We start from the raw sequence: 24,279 nt of genomic DNA, 5'->3' as shown, positions 1-24,279 counted from the left end.
ACCCAAAGCAAAAGCCGCCGATCGTATCGGCGGCTTTTGCTTTGGAAGTAACTCAGCGGCCTGCCCCGGCCAAGCGGTAAACCCTAGGTGTGCTGGTGGGATGGTAGCGGCCGAAGATGGTGGGCAGCTTGTAGCGCAGCTCGGGCAGCAAGCCTACCTCGTCGATGAGATAGGGCGGGGGCGACGCCAGGTTGTTGGCTAGCCTGAAGATGGCGCTGTACTGGTTGAGGTAGCCAAAATCGCGCTGCGCCAGGCGCCAGTCGACGTAGGGGCTACCCGCCGCGTTTTCGACGTACACGCCCCGGCTTGGGCCCAGTACCAGCACGCGCTGGCCCCGCACTGCGGCATAGCGCTTATCGGGGCGGGCGGCGTAGCGTGCTTCGCTGGGCAGGCGCAGCAGTTGCTCCAGGCCCAACACAGTGCGGTAGCGCACCACGGCCACGGCTCCTACCAGTACCAAAAACATGGCCTCGGCCACCCATACGCGCTGCGTACGCTGCCACAAAAACAGCGCGAAGTATGCCGCTGGCGGCAAAGCAATGGCCAAAATGCCCGGTGCCGTTGCGCGCAAAGCCGCCCCCAGTACCAGCGCCACACCCAGCCACACCAGCATTAGCTGCTGAAACTTTACCTGAAAGACAAGACCTAGGGAAGAAGTGAAAGTGCGCCCCAGCGCGGCCAGCAACACCACGCCCGGCAGAATGGCCAACCCCAGCTGCAAGCTGCGCGGCAGGGCATCGGCCATGGCGGCCCCGGTAAGCATGGGCGCAAAATGGAACTGCTGAAAGCTGGATAGAGAGTTGGTATACAGGAAGAACGTGGCCGTAACGGCGTACGGAAAAGCAAAGCCGCACAGCAACAGCAAAAAGCTTCGGAACGAGTTGGCCGCGAAGCTGATAACCGCGAACAGCCCCACCACCAGCAGCCAAGCCAGCGGCAGGTAGCACAGCGCCGCCAGCCCCAGCAAAAAACCCGCCCTAAACAAGCGGCTGCTGTCGTAGCCCTCGCGCGAGGTGGGCAGCAGCGCGCTCAGCGAAAACACCACGAAGGTTTGGCCCATAAGCAGGGGCGAAAGCACATCGAGGTCGGTGGTAACGCTAGCGAGCAGCGCGTAGGTAAGCGCCGCCAGGTAGCCGCGCTCGGGGTGCACGTTGTAGCGGTTAAACACTACGCTCAGCCGAATGGCCTGCACCACCACCAGCCCTAAGGCCGCAAAGCGGTACAGCACCCACGAGCGGGGCAAGGCCAAATCGAGCAAACCGTACATCAGTGCGGCCAGCGGGGCCGTGTGGTCGTACAGGTCGCGATAGAGCACGGCGCCGGCGTGCAGCCGCTCGCCCAGCAGCCAGCCGCGCAGTTCGGCCAGCGAGAGGGGTGCTTCGCCCAACCACAGCAGCGGCAACCGCAGACCTAGGGCCAGCAGCACCAGCAGCACAAGGCGCGAGGGAAGCGTACTTCGAAAAAACTGAAGCAAAACAGGATGGGTGTTGGAAGCTTGTGGCCTGATGGCCGGCTACACTTGCTCAAAGGTAGCGGGCGGCCCTGCAATGTTTGGTGCTTGCAGCAACTGCCGGCTGCGCGGTAATCAGAATAATTAACCTCCGCCGCGCGAAACAGTGGTTGCACAGGCCGTATGAAATGGTTCGTGATCCTAGCATCCTATGAGCCCGAGCTCCCAAGGCCCTAAATACTTACCTTTGCACATTCTATGGAAAGCAAACGACAGCAGAAATTCGCCAGCCTACTTACTAAAGAACTGGCCGAAGTGTTCCGGCGCGATTTGCCGCACTTGTTCAGCGGCACTTTGCCGCCCAGCATCACGGCGGTGCGCGTGAGCCCCGACCTGGGCGTGGCGCGCATTTATCTAAGCGTGTTGCTGGTGGCCGATCCGCAGGGGCAGATAGCGGCTATTAAGGAACACACCAAAGAAGTTCGCCTCGCGTTGGCCAAGCGCGTGCGCAACCAATTGCGCGTGGTGCCCGATCTGCAATTCTTTCTCGACGACTCGGCCGCTTACGCTACGCACATGGACAAGGTCATTTCGGACCTTAATATTCCGCCGGCGCCGCCCGAAGACCAAGACGACAAGCCCGCCCGCCCGCGCCTCTTCGCCGACGAGGAATAGTAGTGAGTATAGAGTACGGAGTAGTTAGTACTCGGTATTCTTACTGCTGACCTCGCTCACTACTCAATACCAAATACTCAGTACTCAATTCTTCCTTTCCTTGCATTACGACCCGATTAAGCGGACGCTTGGCAACGTGTTCAACCGCACGCCATGGCTCCGCCGGCTGTTTTACAACCTGCTCGATTTGCTACTGCTCCGAACTTGGCACGTGCACCGCGAGTTGCGCCAGTGGGCCCAAAACCGCCGCGAGCAGGCCGTCAACATCATCGATGCGGGTGCTGGCTACGGCCAATACACCTACTGGCTGTCGGGCATGAGCCCGAAGTGGCAGATTTTGGCCGTGGACGTAAAGGATGAGCAAGTAACCGATTCCAACAATTTCTTCCGGCAAATTGGGCGGCCCAACGTGCAGTTTGCCGTGCAAGACCTTGTGCTGTACCAGCAGCCCAACAGCTTCGATCTGGCCTTGGCCATCGATGTGATGGAGCACATTCTGGAAGATGTGGAGGTGATGACCAACCTGCACACCTCGCTCAAAGACGGCGGCATGCTCATCATCAGCACGCCCTCCGACCAAGGCGGCTCCGACGTGCACGGCGCCGACGACGCCAGCTTTATCGAAGAGCACGTGCGCGATGGCTACAACATCGATGAAATCCAGCAGAAGCTGCGCAAAGCCGGCTTCGACCGCATCGAGGCCAAGTACAGCTACGGCATTCCGGGCCAGATTTCGTGGCGCTTGTCGATGAAGTATCCCATCCAGATGCTGGGCGCTTCCAAATTGTTCTTCATCGTACTGCCTTTCTACTACCTCGTTACATTCCCGCTCTGCCTGCTGCTCAACTGGCTGGATACCACCTCCCGCCACGATTCGGGCACCGGTTTGATCGTGAAAGCTTGGAAATAAGAACCCGGCCGGTAGTTCATCGTACTACCGGCCGGCTACTTTTATAGCCCGACAGCCCGCGTTTGGGCCTGCCCCGCCGCATGAACGTACCCTTCCTGATAGCCTGGCGCTACTTCCGCTCGAAGAAAAAGCGCAACATCATCAGCATCATTTCCAACATCTCCATGATTGGGGTAGCCGTGGGAACGATGGCGCTGATCATTGTGCTGTCGGTGTTCAACGGGCTCGAAGACCTGGTACGCTCGCTCTACGGCAAATCCGACCCCGACCTGAAGATTACCGCTGTGCAAGGCAAAAGCTTTTCGGTTGATAGCTTTTTGCTGCAGCGCCTAGGTGCCGTTCCGGGCGTTGGGCTGGTGACCGAGGTAATCGAGGACAATGCCCTGCTGCGCTACCACGAGCGTCAGATGGTGGTGAAGATGAAGGGCGTATCGGAAAACTACTACGGGCAGAGCGACATCGATTCGGCCATCGTCGACGGTGACCACCGCCTGCGCCGCAACGGCGAAGACTTTGCCCTTATTGGCGCCGGCGTGCAGCACGAGCTCAGCATTGCACTCGAAAACCGCTTCTCGCCCTTGCAATTGCTTTACCCGCGCAACACGCCGGGCAAACGCACGCTCAGCATCAACCCCGAAAACGCTTTTACCCAAGAGCCTATTCTGGCCGGCGGCGTGTTTGCCATCGAGCAGCACGTCGACGACAGCTACATCTTCGTGCCGCTGCAGTTTGCCCAGCGCCTGCTGCGCTACGGCAACCGCCGCACCTCCTTGGAGGTGAATGTATCGGGCCGCCCCATCGGAGAGGTGCAGGCGGAGCTCAAGCAGCTCCTGGGGCAGCAGTTTCAGGTGCTGAACTCCGACGAGCAGCACGTATCGTTGCTGAAAGCCATTAAGGTGGAGAAGATGTTCGTGTTCATCACCTTCGCTTTTATTCTGCTAATAGCTTCGCTCAACATCTTTTTCTCGCTCTCGATGCTGGTAATCGACAAGAGGAAAGACGTGGCTATTTTGATGGCCATGGGCGCTACGCCCAATACTATTCGGCGCATCTTCCTGATGGAAGGCGCCATTGTGGCGCAGGTGGGCGCTGTTACGGGTTTGGCCCTAGGTGTTTCCATCTGTTGGTTGCAGCAGCGCTTCGAGTTGGTGTCGATGGGCATGGCCACGAGCGTGGTAAACGCTTACCCGGTGAAGATGCAGTTGTCGGACGTGATATGGGTGGGCATTGCCATTGTGCTAATCACCATCATCGTATCGATTCGGCCGGCGCTGAATGCGCCGCAAATCGATTTGCGCGAAAACCTTTAGCGCAAGCTCGGCCGTTTTGAGGCCCCCAAAACCAACTTTTGCCCCGTCGTTCGGGTTGTTAATCGAGCCAGGTAGTTCGTTCGCCTACCCGAACGGGCTAGTTGGTCTATAGCGTATAACTATTTATAGAATCAATTTCAATATTATTGAAATTATATGCTATTTAGCATTTGTTCCTACTTTCAACGCTGCTTTCGTTGTCGCCATGAAGGTTTCTACTTCACAGCCTTTCCAAATAGTGTACTCGCTCTTCGAGCACGAGTACCTTGGATATCTGTTTGAATCCTACGTGGTTCAGCGTAATGCCAAGGGGCAACTGACCCTGCAGCACCAGAACATTTCGGCCATGAACGCGGCCGAATTTGCCGATGGCCTCGACGCCATTGACTTCGAGTTGATAGCCCTGACGGACCAAATTCAGCAAGACGCGGTTATCAAAGAGTTTTGGCCAAAGAAAACCACGCCGGCCGACTTCTTCCTGAAGATTTACGACCCCGAAAAAGGCGACAAAGCCCTGCAGGAGCGCATCTGCAATTATATTCAGCAGCGCATGGGCCAGCTGCTCGATGGGCTGCACGGCAAGCAGGTGTTCATCATGGGCAAAGACGGCGAGCCGACCTGGAAGGAAATTTCGGTAGCGCCTGAGGCCGCTTCGGTGCTGTTTCACTTCCGCCGCAACCCCGAAAACACCCATTACTTCCCCACCATTCAGTACCGCGGGCAGCGGCTCGACTTTCAGCAGCGCAACGCCGTGATGGTGTGCTGCCAGCCCGCCTGGATGCTGCTGGATGGGGTATTGCACAACTTCCGCAATGAGGTAGATGGCAAGAAGCTGCAGCCCTTCCTGAACAAGAAGTTCATTGTAATACCTAGGCAGGTAGAGGACAGCTACTACCAGCGCTTTGTGGCGCCTTTGGTAGAGTCGTTCGATGTGCACGCCCGCGGGTTCGATATCCGCTCGGAGCGCTACCAGGCCAAGCCGCACCTCATCTTTTCGGATGTGCCCACGGCTGGCACCACTACCTACGACCTCGACGCCAACGCCGACCAGATCCACTTCGATATTGCTTTCCAGTACGGCGACCATATCGTGCGCAACCACGACAAGCGCGTGAGTGTGAAGCTGGAAAAAACGCCCGAGTCGTACGTGTTCCACCGCCTCATCCGCGACCTGGAAAACGAGCAGAACTTTATCCGGGAGCTGCAAGACCGCGCCTTGGAGGTGCGCAACGGCCGCGCCGTGCTCGAAAAAGCCACCGCCTTTAAGTGGCTGCACTCGCACGCCGAGGAGCTGGCCCGCCTAGGCTTCACGGTGCAGCAAGGCAGCACTTCGGGCAAGGATTACTTTATCGGCACGGTTACGGTGAACGTGGGCATCACCGAAAACAACGATTGGTTCGACATTCACGGCACGGTGCGCTTCGGCGAGTTCGAAATCCCGTTCGTGAAGCTGCGGCCTTACATTTTGCAGAAGCGCCACGAGTTTAAGCTGCCCAACGGCCAGATTGCCATTATTCCGGAGGAGTGGTTTACGCAGTACCTCGAGCTGTTTGCCTTCTCGGAGGAGCACCACCACTCGCTCACGCTCAAAAAGCACCACGTAGCGCTGGTTTCGGACCTAGAGAACGGCAATCTTGCCACCGTCACCATGTCGCGCAAGCTGGAACGCCTGCGCGGTTTTGAGGCGGTGGAAGATCGGCCGCTGCCCGTGGGTTTCAACGGTGCGTTGCGCCCTTACCAGCAAGCCGGTTACAACTGGCTGCATTTTGTGCAGGACTACCATTTCGGCGGCTGCCTGGCCGACGATATGGGGCTTGGCAAGACGGTTCAGACGCTGGCCATGCTGTTGCAGCGCAAAGAGAGCGGTGCGGCAGGCGGTGCGGCTTCGTTGCTGGTAATGCCCACGTCGCTGGTATACAACTGGCTGAACGAAGCCCAAAAGTTTACGCCCGGCCTGCGCGTGCTGACCTACACCGGCACCTACCGCGACAAAAACGTGGAGCAGTTTGCCGACTACGACCTTATCTTGACGTCGTACGGCATTGTGCGCCTCGATGCGGAGCTGCTCAAAACCTACAAGTTCGACTACGTAATCCTCGACGAGTCGCAGGCCATCAAGAACCCCAGCTCCACCACTTCGCAGGCGGTGCGGCACCTGCACTCGCGCCACCGGCTCATCCTCACGGGCACGCCCGTGGAGAACAGCACCATGGATTTGTGGTCGCAGATGTCGTTCATCAACCCGGGTCTCCTAGGTTCGCAGGCGTTCTTCCGCAAGGAGTTTCTCAAACCGATCGAAAAAGAGAAGGACGAGCTAAAGACGCGGCGCCTGCACACGCTCATCAAGCCTTTTATCCTGCGTCGGCACAAGGCGCAGGTAGCCACCGAGCTGCCCGAGAAGATTGAGCACCTGAGCTACTGCCGCATGACGGAGGAGCAGCAGCAGTGCTACGAAGAAACCAAGAGCTACTACCGCAACAAGATTCTGCAGAGCATTGAGGAGCACGGCACGGCCAGCACCCAGTTTATGCTGCTGCAGGGCCTTACCAAGCTCCGCCAGATTGCCAACCACCCCCGCATGGCCGACGAAACTTACGAGGCCGAGTCGGGCAAGCTGCGCGAAGTGGTGCGCATGATTCGGAGCGTAGTAGCCGAAGGCCACAAGGTGTTGGTGTTTAGTCAGTTCGTGAAACACCTAGAGCTGGTGCGCCACGTGCTCGACGAAAAACAGATTGAGTACGCCTACCTAGACGGCAACACCCGCGACCGAGCCAAAGAGGTAGCGCGCTTTCAGACCACGGAAGACCTGCGCGTGTTCCTCATCAGCCTGAAAGCCGGGGGCGTGGGCCTTAACCTCACCGCCGCCGACTACGTGTTCATTCTCGACCCGTGGTGGAACCCCGCTGTAGAAGCTCAGGCCGTCGACCGCGCCCACCGCATTGGGCAGGAGCGTACGGTGTTCACCTACAAGTTCATCACCAAGGGCACGGTGGAGGAAAAGATTCTAGCTCTGCAAAACCGCAAGATTCAGCTGGTGTCGGACCTGATAACTACCGATGAGGCCATTATCAAAAGCCTCACCAAGGAAGATATCGAGGAGCTGCTCGGCTAAGTCTGTACGGGCAGCAGAACAACGTTATTGCCGCTCCTACCTGAGGTGGGAGCTGCTTTGTTATGGAGCCACTTACCGATTTCCTGCGCCGCATCTACCCTGTGCCCGATGCCGACCTAGCGCGCATATTGCCGCTGTGGCAGGAGGTGCACTTTGGTCGGCGCGAGTTCATAACGCGGGCCGGCGAAGTGGGGCGGCACCTGTACTTTGTGCTCGAGGGCATTCAGCGCAGCTACCACCTGCGTGACGGCAAGGAGTACACCCTGGCATTTACTTACCCGCCGTCGTTTACGGGCATTCCGGAATCGGTGCTGGTGCGGCAGCCCTCGCCGCACTTCCTAGAGTGCATCACGCCGAGCCGCTTGCTGCGCCTGCCCTACGACAAAATGGAGCAGCTGATGCTTGAGTCGCCGGCGGCGGAGCGGCTGATGCGCAAGCTAACCGAGCAGATACTCGTGGGCGTGCTGCACCGCCAAACGGAGCTGCTTACCTGCTCCATGGCCGAGCGGTTTCGGTTGTTTCTGCAGCGCAGCCCGCATCTGCTCAACGCGGTACCGCACAAGCACCTGGCCTCGTACCTGGGCATGGATGCTACCAACTTCAGCAAGCTGCTGAACCAGCTGCCGGTCTGAATCTTGGTCTGCACCAAGAGTTTTGCTGAGCCGCGTGGGCTCCTTTGTTCCGTCAACTTCTTCAATCCACGGAACCATGGAAACCCCAACCGCCACCCCCGTTGCACAACCAGCTGCACCAGCCTGGCTCGACACCGCCGAGTACCCCTTTGCCACGCATTACCTGCAAACCCCGGCCGGCCGCCTGCACTACGTCGACGAGGGCCAGGGCGAGGCGGTGGTCTTCGTGCACGGCACCCCGACGTGGTCGTGGCTGTTCCGGCAGCAAATCAAGGCGCTGCGGCAGCACTACCGCTGCATAGCACCCGACCACCTAGGCTTCGGCCTTTCCGACAAACCCACCGATTGGGATTACCACCCCGCCAGCCACGCAGCCAACCTAGGCCAACTGCTCGACCACCTGCAACTAACCCAAATAACGCTGGTGGTGCACGATTTCGGCGGCCCGATAGGCTTGGGGTTTGCCACCCAGTACCCCAAGCGCATCCGCCGTGTGGTGGTGCTGAACACCTGGCTTTGGGATACCGGCGCCGAACCGCAAGCCCGGCAAGCCGATTGGCTGCTGCACAGTTGGCTCGGCCGCTGGCTGTACCTGGGGCTGAACTTCTCGGCGCGGGTGTTGCTGAAAAAAGGCTTCGCCGACGCGCGGCAACTCACTCCTGCCATTCATCGACACTACTTGCAGCCATTTGCCCACCGGAGCCAACGCATGGGGCCGTGGCGCCTTGGGCAATGGCTCGTGCGCGCCGCCGATTGGTACGCAGCACGCCGACAGGAGCTACCGCGACTAGCCAGTAAGCCCGCACTGCTGATCTGGGCCACCCACGACCCCTTTTTCAACCAACAGCACCTAGGGCGTTGGCAGACCCTGCTGCCGCAAGCCCGCACCGTGCAGCTCAATTGCGGCCATTTTATACCCGAAGAAAACTCGGCCGAGCTAACCCAAGCGCTGCGTAGTTTTCTGGCCGAAATGGCGCCAAGTTCGAGCTGATGGATGGCGCTTAGCGCGAAAGCTGCTTTGCGGGCTGGCGCCGAGCCGCTCGGGTACGAGGCGCAGTGCGGCGCCGCCATAGCACAAAACCAGTAATGCTGAGCAGCGCCGGCGAAAGGCCTCCTACGGTCCAGAGCAGCTTCACTAGCCAACCCCCAAACTGCCCGAAGTGCAGCGTTAGGGCTACCAGCTCCGCGCGTTCGGTCACGCCACTGGCTCGCACGTCGTCGGCCCGCACGATGCGCCCAGTACTCGCCGATAGCTCTACCGCCTGGCTGAAGTTACCCAACAGCGGACTGTCGGCCAAGCGGCCCGACACCGTCACCAGCGTATCGGTAGCTGTGCGGGGCAGCACCACGCCCTGCACCTGCAGGCTGGGTACCGCGGCGGTGGCTCGCAGGGTTAAGGTGTCGAGCGAGACCTGAACGGGGGGCTGCGCTGCAGTTTGGGTTTCGGCGTCCTCCTCGGCTGCATAAGTGCTCGGCAGAAAGGAGGCCCGCAACATCCAGGCGCCGCTGCCGGCCATAACCAGATTAAACAGCAGCGCCCATACGCCCACCACCCGGTGCAGGCCCGAGGCCGCGGTGCGGGCGTTCTTCCAGTTGATGCGCTGCCGAAACAGCAGCACCGGCAGCAGGTGCTTGCGGTACACTACAGTACCCGTGCCCACGCTGAGCAGCAACGTGAGGCCCAGCAAGGCCACTACCAACTCGCCCGCTTTGCCCCCCATCAGGCTGTAGTGCAGCCCCAGGAGCCAGCCAAACAAATGCTCTCGGGCGTTGCGCTGCCCTAGGTAGCGGGCGGTGTATGGGTCGAAGTAAGCCAGCGTCCAGGTATGGTCAGGCTGATCGACGCTGACTTCCACGGCCTGATTGGGCGCTTCGGGCAGCCGACGCAGGCGCAGGTAAGCAGGTTGCGGAAACCGCTGGCGGGCCGCCCGCAGCACCCCGTCGAGCGAGGGTTGCGGCTGAGCGGGTACGGCAACGGTAAGCAAACGCGAGTTCAGGGCGTGGTCCAGCTGGGGCTCGAAAAGCAGAATCACCCCGCTGAGACTCACCACCAGCAGCAGCGCGCCCGTGGCCAGCCCCAGCCAGCTATGCAGTTTGAACAGGCGCCGGGTTACTTGCGAGCGGGACATGCGCCGACCGATTAGAAGGAATAACCTGCCGTAAGGCGGAACGAGCGGCCGTTGCCAACCCACACTACGTCGCGGAAGAACACGCCCGAGTAGTAGCGCTTATCGGCCAGGTTGTACAGGTTAAGCGCCAGCGAAGCGCGCTTAAGCTCGTAGCTAACCACAGCATCGAAAGTTTTGTAGCCCGGTATCGAGAAACCCGAATCGAAGCTGTAACGCTTGCCCACGTAATAGGCGCCGCCCCCTAGGGCCAAGCCCTGCAACGTACCTTGGGGCACGGTGTACACCGCCCACAGGTTGCCCGAGTGGTTGGGCGCATTCTCGAACCACGGCGAGCCGTAAGGCTGATCGGGGTTGCCGTTTTTGCTGATGCGCGCCTCGTTGTAGGCGTAGTTGGCAATCAGGTTGAGGCCCGGCAGCACGCGGCCCGTCAGCGAAGCTTCCACGCCTCGGCTGGTGGCCTCGTTGCCGGCAATCTGCCGCTGCCCGTCGGGGTCGTTCGGGTCGGTGGTAAGAATGTTGACCTTACGAATGCGGTAGAAGGCCAGCGAGCCAACCAAGCGGCGGTTCAGCAGCTCGGTGCGGGCGCCCACTTCCCACTGCTTGCCGGTTTCTGGGTCGAAGGGGCCACCGGCGCGGGGCAGGTTGGAGTACTGCGGCTCGAAGCTCTGGCTGTACGAGCCGTACAGGCTTAGCTGCGGCAGCGGCTGATACACCAACCCGGCGCGGGGCACAAAAGCCGACGCCGACGAAGTATCGCGGGTGGTTACTACGGCCGCGGCGGGGTTGCTAACCTGCTCGGTGCGGTCTAGGTCGAGGCTGGTGCTGCGGTAGGTGTCGTAGCGCAAACCCAGTACGGCCTTCAGCTGCGGCGTAAGCGTGAACTGGTCCTGCACGTAGGCCCCAACAAAGTACACCGGGTTCTGGTAGGTGGCGTTGTAGCCTTCGCCGCGGTAGGCAGCACGGTCGGAGAGGCCGTAGCGCGGATTAAAGATGTTCAGCTGGGGTACGCCGTCGTAGCTCTGCGCGTAGTCGTAGCGGCGCTGGCTGTTGCCGTAGTCTACCCCGGCCAACACGGTGTGCTCAATGGCTCCGGTAGTGGGCTTCCAGGTCAGGTAGGCATTGACGAAGACATCGGAGTTGATGTCGTGAAAGTCGCGGAAGTGCCGGCTGATATTGCCCGTGGCGGGGTTGAAGCTGCGCCGGTTGATGTGGTGGTACTGCTGCAGAAAATCGTAGTGCGTGTAACGCGCTAGCAGGTTCACGGCCAGCTTGTCGGACAGGCGATGCTGGGCCAGCAGCTGCGTATTCCAAATCCGGTCGTGGGCTTTGTCGTCAGGCTCGTGGTGGCTCCAGTCGCGGGGCAGCACGCCTAGGTCGCCTTGCACAGCCATGATGCCGCGGTTGTACCAGGTGCCGCCGTCTTCGTTCTGGTGGAAGTACGAAGAAGTCAGGGTGAGTTGGGTGCGGTCGGTGGGCCGGAACGTGAGCGAGGGATTGATGAACACGTTGCGGGTTTTCCAGTCGCGCATTTGGTGGCCAGTGCGCTCGGCACCTGCCACCACGCGGTACAGCCACTTGCCATCGGCCGTAAGCGAGCCGGTAGCGTCGGCTACGCCCCGCATTTGGTTGAAGCTGCCGTAGGTCAGGCGTATTTCGCGCCGGGCTTCGGCCTGGGGCAGCTTAGTGGTTTGATTGATGATGCCGCCGGGTGCCGCGAAACCGTAGAGTACCGAAGCCGGACCCTTCACGGCCTCCACGCTCTCCAGGTTGTAGGTAGGCTGCGGCGTGTACGAGGAGCCACCTAGGCGCTGCCCGTTCAGGGCGAAGTTGCCGGTGCTCGACCGGAAACCGCGCATGTTGAAGTCGTTGTAGCCGCCGAACTGCGTGATGCCGGCAAAGTTGCGGATGCTTTCCTGCAGCAGTTGCACTTGTTGGTCGCGCAGCACGGCCTCGGGCAACACCTGCACGCTCTGCGGAATATCGCGCAGTGGGGTTTCGGAGCGCGTGGCCAGGTTGGTGGCGTCGCGCTTGTAGGCCGTGTAGCTGCGGCCCGTAATCGTTACTTCGCCCAGTTCCTGATCAGTTCGCGCCAAGCTAAGCGCTGGCACGGTAGCAGTGGCGCTTTCGGTTACTTCTATTTGCTGCTCGGCGGGGGTAAAGCCTACTGCCGACGCAACTACCGTGTACCGGCCTGCTGGTACACCCGCCAACACAAACCGGCCTTGCGCATCGGTGTTGGTGCCAAACGTGGTGCCTTTAAGGGCTACGGCGGCATAGGCGGCTGGCTGGCCATCGGCGGTACGAACTACGCCTTCGAGGGTACCACCCGCAACGGGTGCAACACGGTAGGCTGAAATTTCAGAAGCAGCTGACGACGGGAGCGGCAACTCCGTCGCCAAGAGGGCGAGCAGAAGTGGTGAATACATGAAGTAAGGTAAATGGCAGCCACGCAGGTGTTCATGGTTGCCATTTGGAATGTTTCTAAACAGCAGCAAAAGTATATGCGGTTGTCCAGTGCCGCAACATTATTTAGAATCTTCTAAATAAAGATACCGAGCACTGCGGTGAGGCCGCAGAACCTAGGTGTGCTTGCGAAGTGGCTCGTGCTGCTGAATATGCCTTCGGCGGCTTATCTGCTGGCAACTAGTTGCCCTTCAGCTCATCGTAAATTTGCTGCCGGGCAAAATCGGTTGTCAGGCTGGCCAACCCCTCTACATCGGCCGGGGTATGCAGCGCCGAAAGCACTACGCGCGTAATGCATAGGTCGGTAGGGGCGGGGTAGGGGAAACTCGAGATGAGCACCTCCCGCTGCTGCAGGTAATCGGCTAGGCTGTTGGCAGGGGTGTAGAACACCGGAAACCCTTCGGCACCCTGAAACAGCGCAGCTGGCGCAGCCTCGGCAAAGCGTTGCACATTAGTGGCAAGCTGCTGGCGGGCTTGTTGATACAACGCTTGGGCGTGCACAAAGGCATATAAATAAGCTGGCACCACCGGCGAGCTGGCCGCGAAAAACGCACTTCGGCGCAGGCTGCCTACAAAACTCGCATCGCCGAGTACCACCCCACCGGGTATGCCGCAGGCTTTACCTAGGGAGCTAACCACCACCAGCCGCACCGAAGCGGGCACCTGCACTTCGGTGAAAATGCCTGCTCCCCCGCGGCCGATTAGGCCAAAACCGTGCGAATCGTCGATGAGTAGGGTAACCGGGCGGTCGGTGGGCAGCTCCTGCGCCCAGCCGAAATTGTAGCGCTGCACCCGCAGCGCGTCGAGCGAGTTGCTGACGATGACTACCGGGTGCGGTGCCTCGTGGTGCAGGCGGTGCAGCAAGTGCTGGGCCCACTCGTCAAAAGTTCGCGCAGCGCCAACCAAAGCGGGGTGATCGGCAAGCCAAGCGGCGGGGTGCGTGCCGGGGGCGTACTCGAAACGGCCAGCGCGGGCCAGTGCCTTCACGGCCATTTGCCCCGCCAAGTACCCCGACGACACGGTAAGGGACGCTTCGGCACCGGTGTAACGCGCCAGGTACTGCTCGGCTTCGTCGTAAATGCGCAGCTGCAACGAGCTGTTGCGCGAGCTGCTGTAGTTGGTGCCGTAGCGGGCCAAGCCCTCGGCCAACAGCTCGGCAAAAGCCGGGTTTCGGGCAATGCCTAGGTAGCCTGTGCCGCTGCAGAACAGGTACTGGCGGCCGTCGGCGGCAAGCAGCGTACGGCCCGGCAGCTGGTCGGCGTGCAGCATAGGCTATGGCGTAGGGTAGGAAATGCCTGAACATACGAGCTTTCGGACTTGGCCACAACATCCTGTGCACTCACCTAGTTATCCTACTATATGCGCATGCAGCTCCGCACCCCCGTGGCCCAACCGCCTGCCCAGGTTTGGGCCGGTTTCACCCGCCAACTGTTCCTCGACCTAGCCCCGCCGCTGCCGCAACTGCGCCTGTTGCGCTTCGATGGCTGCGAGCGTGGCAACTTGGTCGAAATCGGAATGTACCTAGGGCCCGTGGGCCTTGCCCGCTGGACCTCGCTCATTACCGAGCACGGCGAGCTGCCCGGCGGCGGCCGCTACTTCGTCGACCTAGGGCAGCAACTACCCGCGCCGCTGCGCTACTGGCAGCACCGCCACCTGATGGAAGCTGCCCCCAACGGCGGCACTGTGATAGTGGAAGACCTGGAGTACCGCACTGCCTCGCGGGTGCTCGATGCTTTGTTGTACCCGCTGGTGTGGGCGCAATTTGCTTGGCGCCGGCCTATTTACCGGCGCTACTTCGGCGGGTGAAAAGCCGCTAACAACTGATAACTGACAACTAACTCAACGCAAGTACCATCCGGATATCGGCCCGCTGGTACTCCGAGGCGGGCAGCGGCGCCTCCGCAAAGCCCAGCTTGCGGTAAAGCTGCAACGCCGGCGCCAGTTTGCGGTTCGAGAGCAGCTCTACCTCGCGGGCACCTATTTCGCGGGCCTTCTCGATGGCGGCCCGCCCCAGTAGCCAACCAATGCCTAGGCCCTGTGCGCTGGGCGTTACGGCCATTTTGGCCAGCTCGTACACGCCCTCGTGCTCGAATATGAGCGCGCAAGTGCCCACCAGCTGCCCTTGGTACCGGGCCATGAAGATGTAGCCGCCCCGGTCGAGAATGTAGCCCTGCGGATCGTCGAGCATGCGGCGGTCGAGGTCTTCGAGCACAAAGTAGCGGGTAATCCACTCGTGGTTCAGGTCGCGGAATGCGGCTTGGTGCTCGGGCGCGTAAGGCAGAATGTCGACGGTAGCAGAGGCGGTGTTCATCGGCGGCAAAGGTCGGAAAGCTTGCGCACATGCCGCTGCTGCCTTCGGGCCAAACCTAGTGCTGGTTGAACCTAGGCGGCGCGGCGGTTGTCCGTATGCCTGGTGCTTACCTCGGCCGCCTGCGCCCAGGTGCGTACCTTTGCCTTTCGTACCTGTTTTGCCGAATGCCCATGTCAGCCGCTACCATCTTTCTCAAACCCGGTAAAGACCAATCCTTGCGCCGCCTGCACCCCTGGGTGTTTTCGGGAGCCATTGCCCGCATGCAGGGCGAAGTGGTAGAGGGCAAGGTGGTGAGCGTGCACGCCCACAACGGCGAGCTGCTGGGCCAGGGGCACTACGCGCCGGGCTCCATTGCCGTGCGCATGCTGGCCTTCGGCGAAACCGCACCCATCGATGCTGATTTTTGGGTTGAGAAGCTGCGCAACGCCTACAAGCTGCGCCACAGCCTAGGGCTTACGGGCGCCGGCAACACCAACGTGTACCGCTTGGTGCACGCCGAAGGCGACGGCCTGCCCGGCCTGATCATCGACGTGTACGGCGACGTGGCCGTGGTGCAGGCCCACAGCGCCGGCATGTACCAGGCCCGCCCCGAAATTGCCGCCGCTCTGCAGCAGGCCGTGCCCAGCCTGCGCGCGATTTACGACAAGAGCAGCGAAACCGTACCCGCCAAAGCTGCGCCCGATGCCCAGAACAGCTACCTGCTGGGCGAAAGCACCGGTGCCGAGCACGTGGTAAACGAAAACGGCCACCGCTTTGCCGTGGACTGGGAAACGGGCCAGAAAACCGGCTTCTTCATCGACCAGCGCGACAACCGCGCTTTGCTGGCCCGTTACGCGCCGGGCCGCCGCGTGCTCAACACGTTCTGCTACACCGGCGGCTTTTCGGTATACGCCCTGCAAGCCGGTGCCGAGTTGGTGGACTCCGTCGATTCGAGCAAAAAAGCCATTGAGCTGACCAACCGCAACGCCGAGCTGTCGGGCCTAGGTGATAAGCACGAAGCCTACGCCCAGGACGTGTTCAGCTTCTTGAAAGACCGCCACAACCAGTACGACCTCATCGTGCTCGACCCGCCGGCTTTCGCCAAGCACCTCTCGGCCCGCCACAACGCCATTATGGGTTATAAGCGCCTGAACGTGGCCGGCATCAAGCAAATTGCGCCCGGTGGGCTGTTGTTCACCTTTAGCTGCTCGCAGGTGGTGAGCATGGAGCTGTTCGAGGGTGCCGTAATGGCCGCCGCCATCGAGGCCGGCCGCCCGGCGCGCATTCTGCACCGCCTCACCCAACCCGCCGACCACCCCGTGAGCCTCTTCCACCCCGAGGGCGAGTACCTGAAGGGCTTGGTGCTGGCCGTGGATTAAACTCGACAACCAGATCAATGCGTAGGCTGCTGAGGTAGGCTTGTTCTCCTATCTCAGCAGCCTACATAGTTTTATACCGCTGAGCAGCTAGTACAACGGTTCAGCTTTGGCTACTTTCCGGCATGATTAGCCGCCGAATAAGTGCTGCGCTAGCGGGGGCGGTGCTATTGGTTGCCTGCGAACCGCAACGCGCGGCGGAGCAAACTACCCCGCCCGTTGCGCGGAATACTGCCGTTGCCGCCGCCGCTCCGACCCCTGTTGTAGCCCTGCCTGATACAGTGGACGCCAGCCGACCCCAGTCCAGCTATCAACCAGGGCGCGATACCACCTTTTACATCGGGCGGCAACGCTACCGGCTGCTGCTGCGGGCCGAAACGGACTCAACCAAGCCGTTAGTAGCCGTGACGGAAGGTATCGTAGGGCCCTATTATGCCGAAGACACCGCCACCTTTCAGGTAACCCACCGGGTGCGCGGCTACGAAGGCGGGCAAACCATCACCCTGTTCGACGCGGCAGGGCGGCAGGTGTTTCGGCGGCGCCTAGGCAAGGCCGACTTCTACAAAGCGGTTGGCCGCGACATAGTGACGGTGAGTGCGCCGGAGCGCCCGCGCTTTATCGGCTACCATGCGCCAAGCCAAGCGTTGGTTTTCACCGTGCCTGTAGGCATTCCGGACAGCGACGTGTCGAGAATTTGCGCGCTCACACTTGGCCTCGACGGACGCGTGCGGCAGCTAACGGCCGGGCGCTGGACGGGCGGCGAGGGCCCCGACTGCGAGGTGAAGCTCTTGGCCGATGGAACAGTGCTGAACTGCGAAGAGCTGCGCCGCCCCGACGGTACCAGCGTGAGGTTGAAGAAGCCCAATGCTACGCTGATAGCCGCGCTGCCGCTTACCGACACCACGCTTTTTACCCTTTACCGGTACGGGTACTACCGTGAGGTCCTAGGTGCCGATAGCCTTAAGGATTACGAGTGGGTAGCGGACAAACATCTGCGCAATTCTCCAAACGCCTTTGTTCTAAACACCAAGGGCCAAATACGTCAGCAGTTCTGCTACGCAGGCTACTACGAGGTGCTGGACTATGAAGTACCCCGGCGCTACGTGTGGCAAACGCACTCTTATTACCTGCTCGACGAAGCGCGTGGCGTGCACGTGCTCGATAAGCACAACCCCGCGCGGGTTACGGAAGTACGCTTTCAGCAGATGCAACGCTTTCGCAAGCCGCAGCGCCCCACCGAAGTACGCTTCGTAATGGGCACCGAAACAGCCCGATTTGCTTTTTACGCCGATCCGGCCCAGCCAACCCGCCTGCGCTACGAGCGTATCGAGGCCCCGGGCAACTAGCCGCAAACGAATCGGCCGCCGTGCGGTTTACTTCTGAATTTCACGCTTAACAAGGTTCATGTCCGTTCTGCCCGCTGCCCGCAAGCTCCGCCAAGCCTCGTCGCTCAAGCAACCGGTTGCCGTAGTTGGCGCCGGCATTGGCGGCATTGCCACGGCCGTGCGGCTGGCGGCCACCGGGCACCGGGTTACCGTGTTCGAGGGGCGCGATTCGTTCGGGGGCAAAATGCATCAGTTCGAGCTGCCGGGCGGTTACCGGTTCGATGCGGGCCCGTCGTTGTTTACGCTGCCGCAGCTGGTGGATGAGCTGTTTCGGCTGGCCGAGCGCGACCCCAAAGACTACTTCCGCTACGAGCGGCTCGACCCCATTACGCAGTATTTCTTCGCCGATGGCACGCGCCTCACGGCCTGGGCCGACGAACACAAGTTTGCCCAGGAAGTAGAACTAAAGCTACAAGTGCCGGCCGCCGAGGTGCGCCGCTTTTTGCAAGGCGCCCGCCGCGCCTACGAGGCCACGGCCAGCACGTTTCTGCACAAGTCGCTGCACCGGCCCCAGAGCTACTTCAGCCGCGACACGCTGCGCGCCATGGCCGAGATGCCGCGCCTAGGTTTGCTGAGCTCCATGCACCGGCGGCACCAGCAAGCCTTTCCGCAGGATGCGCGCCTGGTGCAGCTCTTCGACCGCTACGCCACGTACAACGGCTCCGACCCGTACCAGGCCCCGGCCACGCTGAGCATGATTCCGCACCTCGAGCACGGCATTGGCGCGTTTTACCCCGAGGGCGGCATTTACAGCATTGCCAGCAGCCTCGTGCGGTTGGCCGAAGAGTTGGGTGTGGAGTTCCGCTACAACGAGCCCGTGGAGGAAATCCTGACCGCCGGCGGCCGCGTTACGGGCGTGCGCACCGCCCACGAGGTATACGACTTCGGGCAGGTGGTGAGCAACATGGATGTGGTGCCCACCTACCGCCGCCTGCTGCCCCGGCAGCCCGCCCCCGAGCGCACCTTGGGGCAACCTAGGTCGTCGTCGGCGCTGATCTTCTATTGGGGCATCGGGCGGGCGTTTGCCGACCTAGGCGTGCACAACATTTTCTTCTCGGCCGATTACCGTCGCGAGTTCGAGGCCATTTTTCAGCAAAAAACCGTGGCCGACGACGTGACGGTGTACGTCAACATTACCTCCAAGAAAACGCCCACCGACGCCCCCGCTGGCCACGAGAACTGGTTTGTGATGGTGAACGTGCCCCACGACGAAGGCCAGGACTGGGAGGCGCTTACCCGCCACACCCGCGCCGCCGTGCTGCGCCGCCTCAACCAAGCCCTGGGTATCGACGTTGAGACGCTGATCCGGGCCGAACAGGTATGGACGCCCCCGGGCATCGCCGCCGATACCTCGTCGGCGGGCGGGGCACTCTACGGGAGTTCCTCCAACACCATGATGGCCGCTTTTCTGCGCCATCCGAACTTCTCGCGCAAGCTCGAAGGGCTGTACTTTTGCGGCGGCTCGGTACACCCCGGCGGCGGTATTCCGCTGTGCTTGCTCTCGGCCAAAATCACTGCTGATTTAATTAATAATGCGTAGTTATTAATTAGTAATCTTTCATTCTTAATGCCACAACCCGATCAACTAACCCCGTCTGTGGCTGCTCCGCCTGCGCCTAGTTCATCGCGCCGGCTGCGCATAGCGCAATTCGTGTTGCTGCTGTTTTACGCCACGGGTTTGGTGGGCCTGGGCTATTCCCAAGACCCCTCCTTTTACCTGCAGTTTATGCCCCTCACGCTGCTGCTCACGGCGGCGCTGTTGCTGGGGTTCGATAAGCACAGCCCGGTGCCCATGTTCGGCTGGTTTGCCCTCACAACCATGCTGGTAGGTTACGGCGTGGAGGTAGTAGGCGTGCAAACGGGGGTAATTTTTGGCCGCTACGAGTACGGCACCACCCTCGGGCCCAAGTTCCTGGAAACCCCCATTATCATTGGCCTCAACTGGCTTATTCTGACGTATATAGCCGGCGGTTTGGCGCAACGCCTGCCGCTGCCGGGCTTCGCGCGTGCGCTGCTGGCCGCCGCGCTCATGGTGGGGCTCGATGTGTGCATCGAGCCGGTGGCCGTGCATTTTGGCTGGTGGAAATGGTTTGCCGACCTCATCCCGATGCAAAACTTTAAGGCCTGGTTTGCCGTCTCGTTTATCCTGCAGCTCTACTACAACCGCAGCCGCGTAATGGCCGGGCGCAACCCGCTGGTACCGTTTGTGTACATGCTGCAGCTGCTGTTCTTTTTTGCATTGGGCCTGATAATAGGCTAATTTGCCTGGCTGCCGCGTTTTCGCACCTGCCTTATTCCCCCACCATGAGTCGAACTCTACGCGACACCCTGCTTGAAGAAGCCCACCTGCTGTTCCGGCGCGAAGGCATCGAAAGCCAGTCGCAGGAGCAAATAATCAACGTTCTCGACGTATCGCCGGCCACGTTTCGCGAGATGTTTGCCGACAAGGCCGACTTGGTGCTGCAAACCATGCGCTACGACATCGAGCGCCAAAAGCGCGAGCACGTCGAGTTGTTTGCGCGTGTGCAAAACCCCGTTGGCCAATTGTTGGGCTTGCTCGAACTGGGCATCCGCGACCTGCGCGAGATTTCGCCCTCTTACTTCGCCGACCTCATTCATCATTATCCCGAGGTGTGGGACGTAGGGCAGCAGCACTTGGCCACGTACTCCTACCCCCAGATTTCGGGCATTCTCAACGAGGGCGTGCTGCAAAAAATGCTGCGCGGCGACATCAACATCGGACTGGTTACCAAAATCATCCTCGAGCAGCTCAACATGGTGCTGAACGAGCAAATCTTTCCGCCGGCGCGCTACAACACCGCCGAGGTATTCCGCAGCGTGTACCTGTACTACATCCGCGGCCTTTGCACCGACGAGGGCATTCGGGCCGCTGCCGCGTACTTCGCTCGCATGTAGGTTTTGGGAATTGAGTGATGAGGTGACAGGTAACACGCAACATGTTGGCGCTGCGCTCCTAGGTGCGCTGGCGCTCCTTGCGCAAAAGGCACCTGCCAGCACCTAGGCACCAAAACAGCCGGGCCGCCCCATTTGGGGCGGCCCGGCTGTATTATGGGCTTTGGCGGCACAGGTCTCGTCGTGTTACCTGTCACCTAATGCCCCAATCCCTAAAACCTAATTAATCGACACACGCACCTTTTTGGTGTACTCGCGCAGGGCGGCGGTAAACTCCACGCCGTGGTCTTTCATGTGGTTCAATATCCAGATGGCGGCAAACACGTGCGTGAGTTGCTCGCCTTCGTCTTCGCCTTCCACCTCAAACGAGGGTTGGCGCTCATCTAGCAGGGCCTCTTCGGCCTCTACCAGCGTTTGGAGGGTTTGGCTTTCAACCAAGCGTTTAATGGCCGGGATCTTCATGGCGGGGCGGGGGCTAACGAATTTTTTCGATCAACGAAGCCACGGCGTCTTCCTTGCTGGCGGCTACCGTATCCACCAGCTCGCCGTTGCGGAACACGGCAAAAAAGGGCAAGTTGGTAACGTTGGCCGCTTTGCGCGCCTCGGGGCTGTTCTCGGCGTTTACGTCGAGAAACACCACTTGCTCGTTGCCCTCTTGGTCGGAGAGGCGCTTGAACTTGGGCGAGAACAGGCGGCAGTTGCCGCACCAGTCGGCGTAGTACTTCACAACTACTTTCTCGTTTTCCTGCAGAAGCTGCTGAAATTCAGCGTCGGTGGCTTTGATTACGGCCATGAATAGTATGTGTATGTAAGGAAATGATGCGGGTGCAGATAAGAATCATTCTTACCTGGCTGCAAACCTAAAGCGTTTTGGGCGAAAAATAGTTTAGCCCAGCCAGCGGGGCTGCTGCACTTTCCCAACGCGCCAGCGGCCAGATGGTTTTGAGAAATCAGCTGCCCGGCGCAAGCCGCAAGCCCATGGCCCTAGGTGCTTGGGTGGGTTTTGGGGCGAGGGAGCTGCCTATCCTGCGGAAGCGCTTTGCCGTACAGCAACAACATGCGACGCTTCTTTCCCTGGCTGGTAATGCTGTTTGCAATGCTGCTGGCTTGCTCGCCCGACGAACGGGCCCGGTCGGGAGCGGCGCCGCCCGTGGTACGTATGCGCAACATTGTGTTTTTCGGCAACTCGCTCACGGCTGGCTACGGCTTGCCGCCGCAGCAGGCCTTTCCGGCTCTTATTCAGCAAAAAATCGATTCGGCCGGCATGGCTTGGCAGTGCATCAACGCGGGCGTAAGCGGCGAAACCACGGCCGGCGGCCTGCAGCGCTTGTCCGCGGTGCTGAGCAAGCGCCGGCCCGATGTGTTTGTGCTGGAGCTGGGCGCCAACGACGGCCTGCGCGGCATACCCGTGCGCGAAACCACCCAAAACCTGCAGCGCATCATCGACGAGGTGCACCGCAAATACCCCGAGGCCCAGGTGGTGCTCGTTGGTATGGAGTTTCCTTTCGACCTAGGGCCCTTTGGCAACCACCAGTTTGCGCGCTATGCCCAGGAGTTCAAGGCCTTGTTTAGGCAAGTGGCCGATAAAAACCGCTTGCCCTTCGTGCCTTTTCTGCTGCAGGGCGTGCTGGGGCGCCCCGAGCTGAACCTACCCGACCGCGCCCACCCCAACGCCGCGGGCTACCGCATTGTGGCCGAAAACGTGTGGCAAGTGCTGGAACCAGTGCTGCGCCAAGCCCCGGCGAACGAAGAACGGGCCGGCACCTAGGAGGTACCGGCCCGTTCTTCGTTCGCCGGGGGCAGCTGTTAGTAGTCAGCTTTTAGCTGTTAGTAATCAGTTATTAGTTGGCAGTTATCAGCTGTTAGCGGCCTAGTAGGTGGTTGCGGGTTTTCGGTTGTCGGCTTGCAACCACTCCTGACAACTAACAGCTAATGACTGACAGCTAACACCCTTTACTTAACTACCGGCACGTTGGCATTGTACATCAGCTCGTAGTACTCGGTGGCCATGCGGCCCGATTCGAACTGGGGCTCCACCTCGCGCATGGCGGTTTGCACGGCTTGCCAGTAGGCGGCGGGGTTGCCGTAGTACAGCGGCAGAATTTCCTGCTCCAGCACGTCGAGCGTACCGCTGGCTTCAATGGCGTCTTTCGTGTCGTCGTGCTCGTGCAGGTCGGCCAGCGGAATCAGGAAGCCGTTTTCGCCGTGGCGCACGAACTCCGGAATCCAGCCATCGGGGATGCTCAGGTTGAGGGCGCCGTTCATGGCGGCCGTCATACCCGAGGTGCCCGAGGCCTCGCGCGGGAAGCGCGGCGTGTTCAGCCAAATATCGCAGCCTTTCTTCAGCAAAGCCGAAAGCTGCAGCTCGTAGCCCGTGAGCACGGCGCACTGCTTGAGGTGGCGGGTGCGCTTAATCAGGTCGTTGAACAAGCCAATAGCGCCGTAGTCCTTGGGGTAGGGCTTGCCAGCCCAAATTACCTGCACCGGGCGCTCCGAGCTGCGCACCAGCGCCTCAAAGCGGGCAAAGTCGTGCAGAATAAGGTTGGCGCGCTTGTAGCCGGCAAAGCGGCGGGCCCACACCACCGTCAGGGCGTCGGGGTCGAAGACGTTGCCGGTTTGGTTGGCCACTTCCTTAAATAGCTCTTGTTTTAGCTGGCGCTTGCGAGCCTTTAGCGCGTCGGTATCGTTGGCGGCCAAGGCTTCGTGCAGCTGCTTGTCGCGCCAGTAGGTGCCGTTTTGCGAGTTGGTGATGTGGATGATGGGGCAAATGCCCGCGTTGCCGGCCCACATTTGGTTGGATACGCGCCCGTGCACGGCCGAAACGCCGTTGGCCACGTGCGACATGCGCAAGGCCGTGAGGGTGTAGTTTACGCGTTCGTGCTCCACAAAGCCCAGGCGGCGCACCTCCTCGCCCGATACCCCGGCGAAGAAGCCCATGTCGTCGAGCAGCTTAAAGCCGTGCTCCTCGTTGCCGGCCAGCTCGGGGGTGTGCGTGGTAAACACCAAGCGCTTCTGCACCTCCTCCAACTTATGGCCGTGCTTGTTGTAGAGGTAGAAACCCAGGGGCAGGCCGTGGCCCTCGTTGAGGTGGTACACCTCGGGCGTGCGGCCGATGATATCGAGCAGCTTGCCGCCGCCCACGCCCAGCAGAATGCTCTGGGCCACGCGCGCAGCCAGGTCGGCGTCGTAGAGGTGGTGCGAGATGGTGCGCGAGAGGTAGTCGTTCTCGGGCACGTCGGTGGTCAGGAAGAACATGGGGCACGTGCCAAACACCTCGGGCGCGAGGTAGTAGGCGCGCACCTTCACGGGGGCGTTGTGGATGGTGATTTCGAACATCACGCCCGTATCCTGCAAAAAGCTATAGTGCTTCTGCACGTAGTCCACGCGCAAGGTTTCGTCTTCCTGGCGGCCTTGGTCGTAGTAGCCAAACGACCACAGAATGCCAATGCCAATGAGGTTTTGCTTCAGCTCGTAGGCCGAGCGCATGTGCGAGCCCGCCAAAAAGCCGAGGCCGCCGCTGTACGTTTTCAGGGCTTGGTCGATGGCAAACTCCATGGAGAAGTAAGCTGCCGATTTGCTGAACTCGGGCGCGGGCTGGTACGAGGTAAATGAAAAGGCCATTTCGTGTGAAAAT

Annotated in this window: 21 protein-coding genes; 13 read left to right on the top strand and 8 right to left on the bottom strand. The window is 60.6% G+C overall.

What is annotated here, in order from left to right; genetic code table 11:
* Positions 1-52: 52 nt before the first annotated feature.
* Positions 53-1,474 carry a hypothetical protein gene (locus D3Y59_RS13365; protein ID WP_162910782.1) on the bottom strand — a complete coding sequence of 474 codons (1,422 nt, stop codon included), beginning with the start codon at positions 1,472-1,474 and terminating at the stop codon, positions 53-55.
* 234 nt (positions 1,475-1,708) lie between these two features.
* On the opposite strand from D3Y59_RS13365, the gene D3Y59_RS13360 reads away from it, so the two are divergent.
* The 6 genes from D3Y59_RS13360 (at position 1,709) to D3Y59_RS13335 (ending at position 9,080) form a co-directional block, all read left to right on the top strand.
* Complete coding sequence (locus D3Y59_RS13360) at positions 1,709-2,125, top strand: ribosome-binding factor A (RefSeq protein ID WP_119445502.1); 417 nt, start codon at positions 1,709-1,711, stop codon at positions 2,123-2,125.
* A 100-nt stretch (positions 2,126-2,225) separates the two neighbouring features.
* Positions 2,226-3,035, top strand: coding sequence for a class I SAM-dependent methyltransferase (locus tag D3Y59_RS13355; RefSeq protein WP_119445501.1), 810 nt, complete (start codon positions 2,226-2,228; stop codon positions 3,033-3,035).
* A gap of 80 nt (positions 3,036-3,115) precedes the next feature.
* Positions 3,116-4,345, top strand: coding sequence for an ABC transporter permease (locus D3Y59_RS13350; RefSeq protein WP_119446470.1), 1,230 nt, complete (start codon positions 3,116-3,118; stop codon positions 4,343-4,345).
* Between the two features lie 205 nt (positions 4,346-4,550).
* Positions 4,551-7,457: a DEAD/DEAH box helicase gene (locus D3Y59_RS13345; protein WP_119445500.1), complete on the top strand. Its 2,907-nt coding sequence runs from the start codon at positions 4,551-4,553 to the stop codon at positions 7,455-7,457.
* 62 nt (positions 7,458-7,519) lie between these two features.
* A complete protein-coding gene (locus D3Y59_RS13340; protein WP_119445499.1) occupies positions 7,520-8,089 on the top strand; it encodes a Crp/Fnr family transcriptional regulator in 570 nt (189 codons plus the stop codon).
* 76 nt (positions 8,090-8,165) lie between these two features.
* Positions 8,166-9,080 (top strand): alpha/beta fold hydrolase, encoded by a 915-nt coding sequence (locus D3Y59_RS13335; RefSeq protein ID WP_119445498.1) that lies wholly within the window; start codon positions 8,166-8,168, stop codon positions 9,078-9,080.
* A 10-nt stretch (positions 9,081-9,090) separates the two neighbouring features.
* Here the strand turns inward: D3Y59_RS13335 and D3Y59_RS13330 are convergent, their stop codons facing one another.
* The 3 genes from D3Y59_RS13330 to D3Y59_RS13320 form a co-directional block, all read right to left on the bottom strand.
* A complete protein-coding gene (locus tag D3Y59_RS13330) occupies positions 9,091-10,218 on the bottom strand; it encodes a PepSY-associated TM helix domain-containing protein (protein ID WP_119445497.1) in 1,128 nt (375 codons plus the stop codon).
* Positions 10,219-10,229: 11 nt separating this feature from the next.
* On the bottom strand, positions 10,230-12,644 hold the full coding sequence (locus D3Y59_RS13325; protein ID WP_119445496.1) for a TonB-dependent receptor: 2,415 nt from the start codon (positions 12,642-12,644) through the stop codon (positions 10,230-10,232).
* Positions 12,645-12,861: 217 nt separating this feature from the next.
* Positions 12,862-13,950 (bottom strand): aminotransferase class I/II-fold pyridoxal phosphate-dependent enzyme, encoded by a 1,089-nt coding sequence (locus D3Y59_RS13320; RefSeq protein WP_119445495.1) that lies wholly within the window; start codon positions 13,948-13,950, stop codon positions 12,862-12,864.
* A gap of 90 nt (positions 13,951-14,040) precedes the next feature.
* On the opposite strand from D3Y59_RS13320, the gene D3Y59_RS13315 reads away from it, so the two are divergent.
* Positions 14,041-14,487: an SRPBCC family protein gene (locus tag D3Y59_RS13315; RefSeq protein ID WP_119445494.1), complete on the top strand. Its 447-nt coding sequence runs from the start codon at positions 14,041-14,043 to the stop codon at positions 14,485-14,487.
* 28 nt (positions 14,488-14,515) lie between these two features.
* Here the strand turns inward: D3Y59_RS13315 and D3Y59_RS13310 are convergent, their stop codons facing one another.
* The gene (locus D3Y59_RS13310; RefSeq protein WP_119445493.1) at positions 14,516-14,992 is read right to left on the bottom strand and encodes a GNAT family N-acetyltransferase; all 477 of its coding nucleotides are present in this window, start codon (positions 14,990-14,992) and stop codon (positions 14,516-14,518) included.
* 170 nt (positions 14,993-15,162) lie between these two features.
* Here D3Y59_RS13310 and D3Y59_RS13305 point away from each other — a divergent pair, with 170 nt between their 5' ends.
* The 5 genes from D3Y59_RS13305 to D3Y59_RS13285 all read left to right on the top strand — a co-directional run bounded on the left by D3Y59_RS13305 (position 15,163) and on the right by D3Y59_RS13285 (position 20,648).
* Positions 15,163-16,350 (top strand): class I SAM-dependent rRNA methyltransferase, encoded by a 1,188-nt coding sequence (locus tag D3Y59_RS13305; protein WP_119446469.1) that lies wholly within the window; start codon positions 15,163-15,165, stop codon positions 16,348-16,350.
* A gap of 401 nt (positions 16,351-16,751) precedes the next feature.
* Entirely contained in the window at positions 16,752-17,693 is a 942-nt protein-coding gene (locus tag D3Y59_RS13300; RefSeq protein ID WP_162910781.1) for a hypothetical protein, read from the top strand.
* 58 nt (positions 17,694-17,751) lie between these two features.
* A complete protein-coding gene (gene crtD, locus D3Y59_RS13295) occupies positions 17,752-19,272 on the top strand; it encodes a 1-hydroxycarotenoid 3,4-desaturase CrtD (RefSeq protein ID WP_119445491.1) in 1,521 nt (506 codons plus the stop codon).
* A gap of 57 nt (positions 19,273-19,329) precedes the next feature.
* Positions 19,330-19,992 (top strand): carotenoid biosynthesis protein, encoded by a 663-nt coding sequence (locus D3Y59_RS13290; protein ID WP_162910780.1) that lies wholly within the window; start codon positions 19,330-19,332, stop codon positions 19,990-19,992.
* Between the two features lie 44 nt (positions 19,993-20,036).
* Positions 20,037-20,648 carry a TetR/AcrR family transcriptional regulator gene (locus D3Y59_RS13285; protein ID WP_119445489.1) on the top strand — a complete coding sequence of 204 codons (612 nt, stop codon included), beginning with the start codon at positions 20,037-20,039 and terminating at the stop codon, positions 20,646-20,648.
* 216 nt (positions 20,649-20,864) lie between these two features.
* Here D3Y59_RS13285 and D3Y59_RS13280 read toward each other — a convergent pair whose 3' ends face one another.
* Positions 20,865-21,107, bottom strand: coding sequence for a DUF6952 family protein (locus D3Y59_RS13280; RefSeq protein ID WP_119445488.1), 243 nt, complete (start codon positions 21,105-21,107; stop codon positions 20,865-20,867).
* 13 nt (positions 21,108-21,120) lie between these two features.
* Positions 21,121-21,438: a thioredoxin family protein gene (locus D3Y59_RS13275; protein WP_119445487.1), complete on the bottom strand. Its 318-nt coding sequence runs from the start codon at positions 21,436-21,438 to the stop codon at positions 21,121-21,123.
* Between the two features lie 264 nt (positions 21,439-21,702).
* Between D3Y59_RS13275 and D3Y59_RS13270 the strand changes: the two genes are divergently transcribed.
* Positions 21,703-22,413, top strand: a complete 711-nt coding sequence (locus D3Y59_RS13270) for an arylesterase (RefSeq protein ID WP_240410368.1) — start codon at positions 21,703-21,705, stop codon at positions 22,411-22,413.
* Between the two features lie 185 nt (positions 22,414-22,598).
* On the opposite strand, the gene glgP is transcribed toward D3Y59_RS13270, so the two are convergent.
* Positions 22,599-24,266: an alpha-glucan family phosphorylase gene (gene glgP, locus D3Y59_RS13265; RefSeq protein WP_119445486.1), complete on the bottom strand. Its 1,668-nt coding sequence runs from the start codon at positions 24,264-24,266 to the stop codon at positions 22,599-22,601.
* Positions 24,267-24,279 lie beyond the last annotated feature (13 nt).

It is taken from the genome of Hymenobacter oligotrophus (assembly GCF_003574965.1).
In the GTDB taxonomy this organism is placed as follows: domain Bacteria; phylum Bacteroidota; class Bacteroidia; order Cytophagales; family Hymenobacteraceae; genus Solirubrum; species Solirubrum oligotrophum.
The sequence above is the reverse complement of the archived record's forward strand: the minus strand, read 5'-3'. Positions and strand labels throughout refer to the sequence as shown.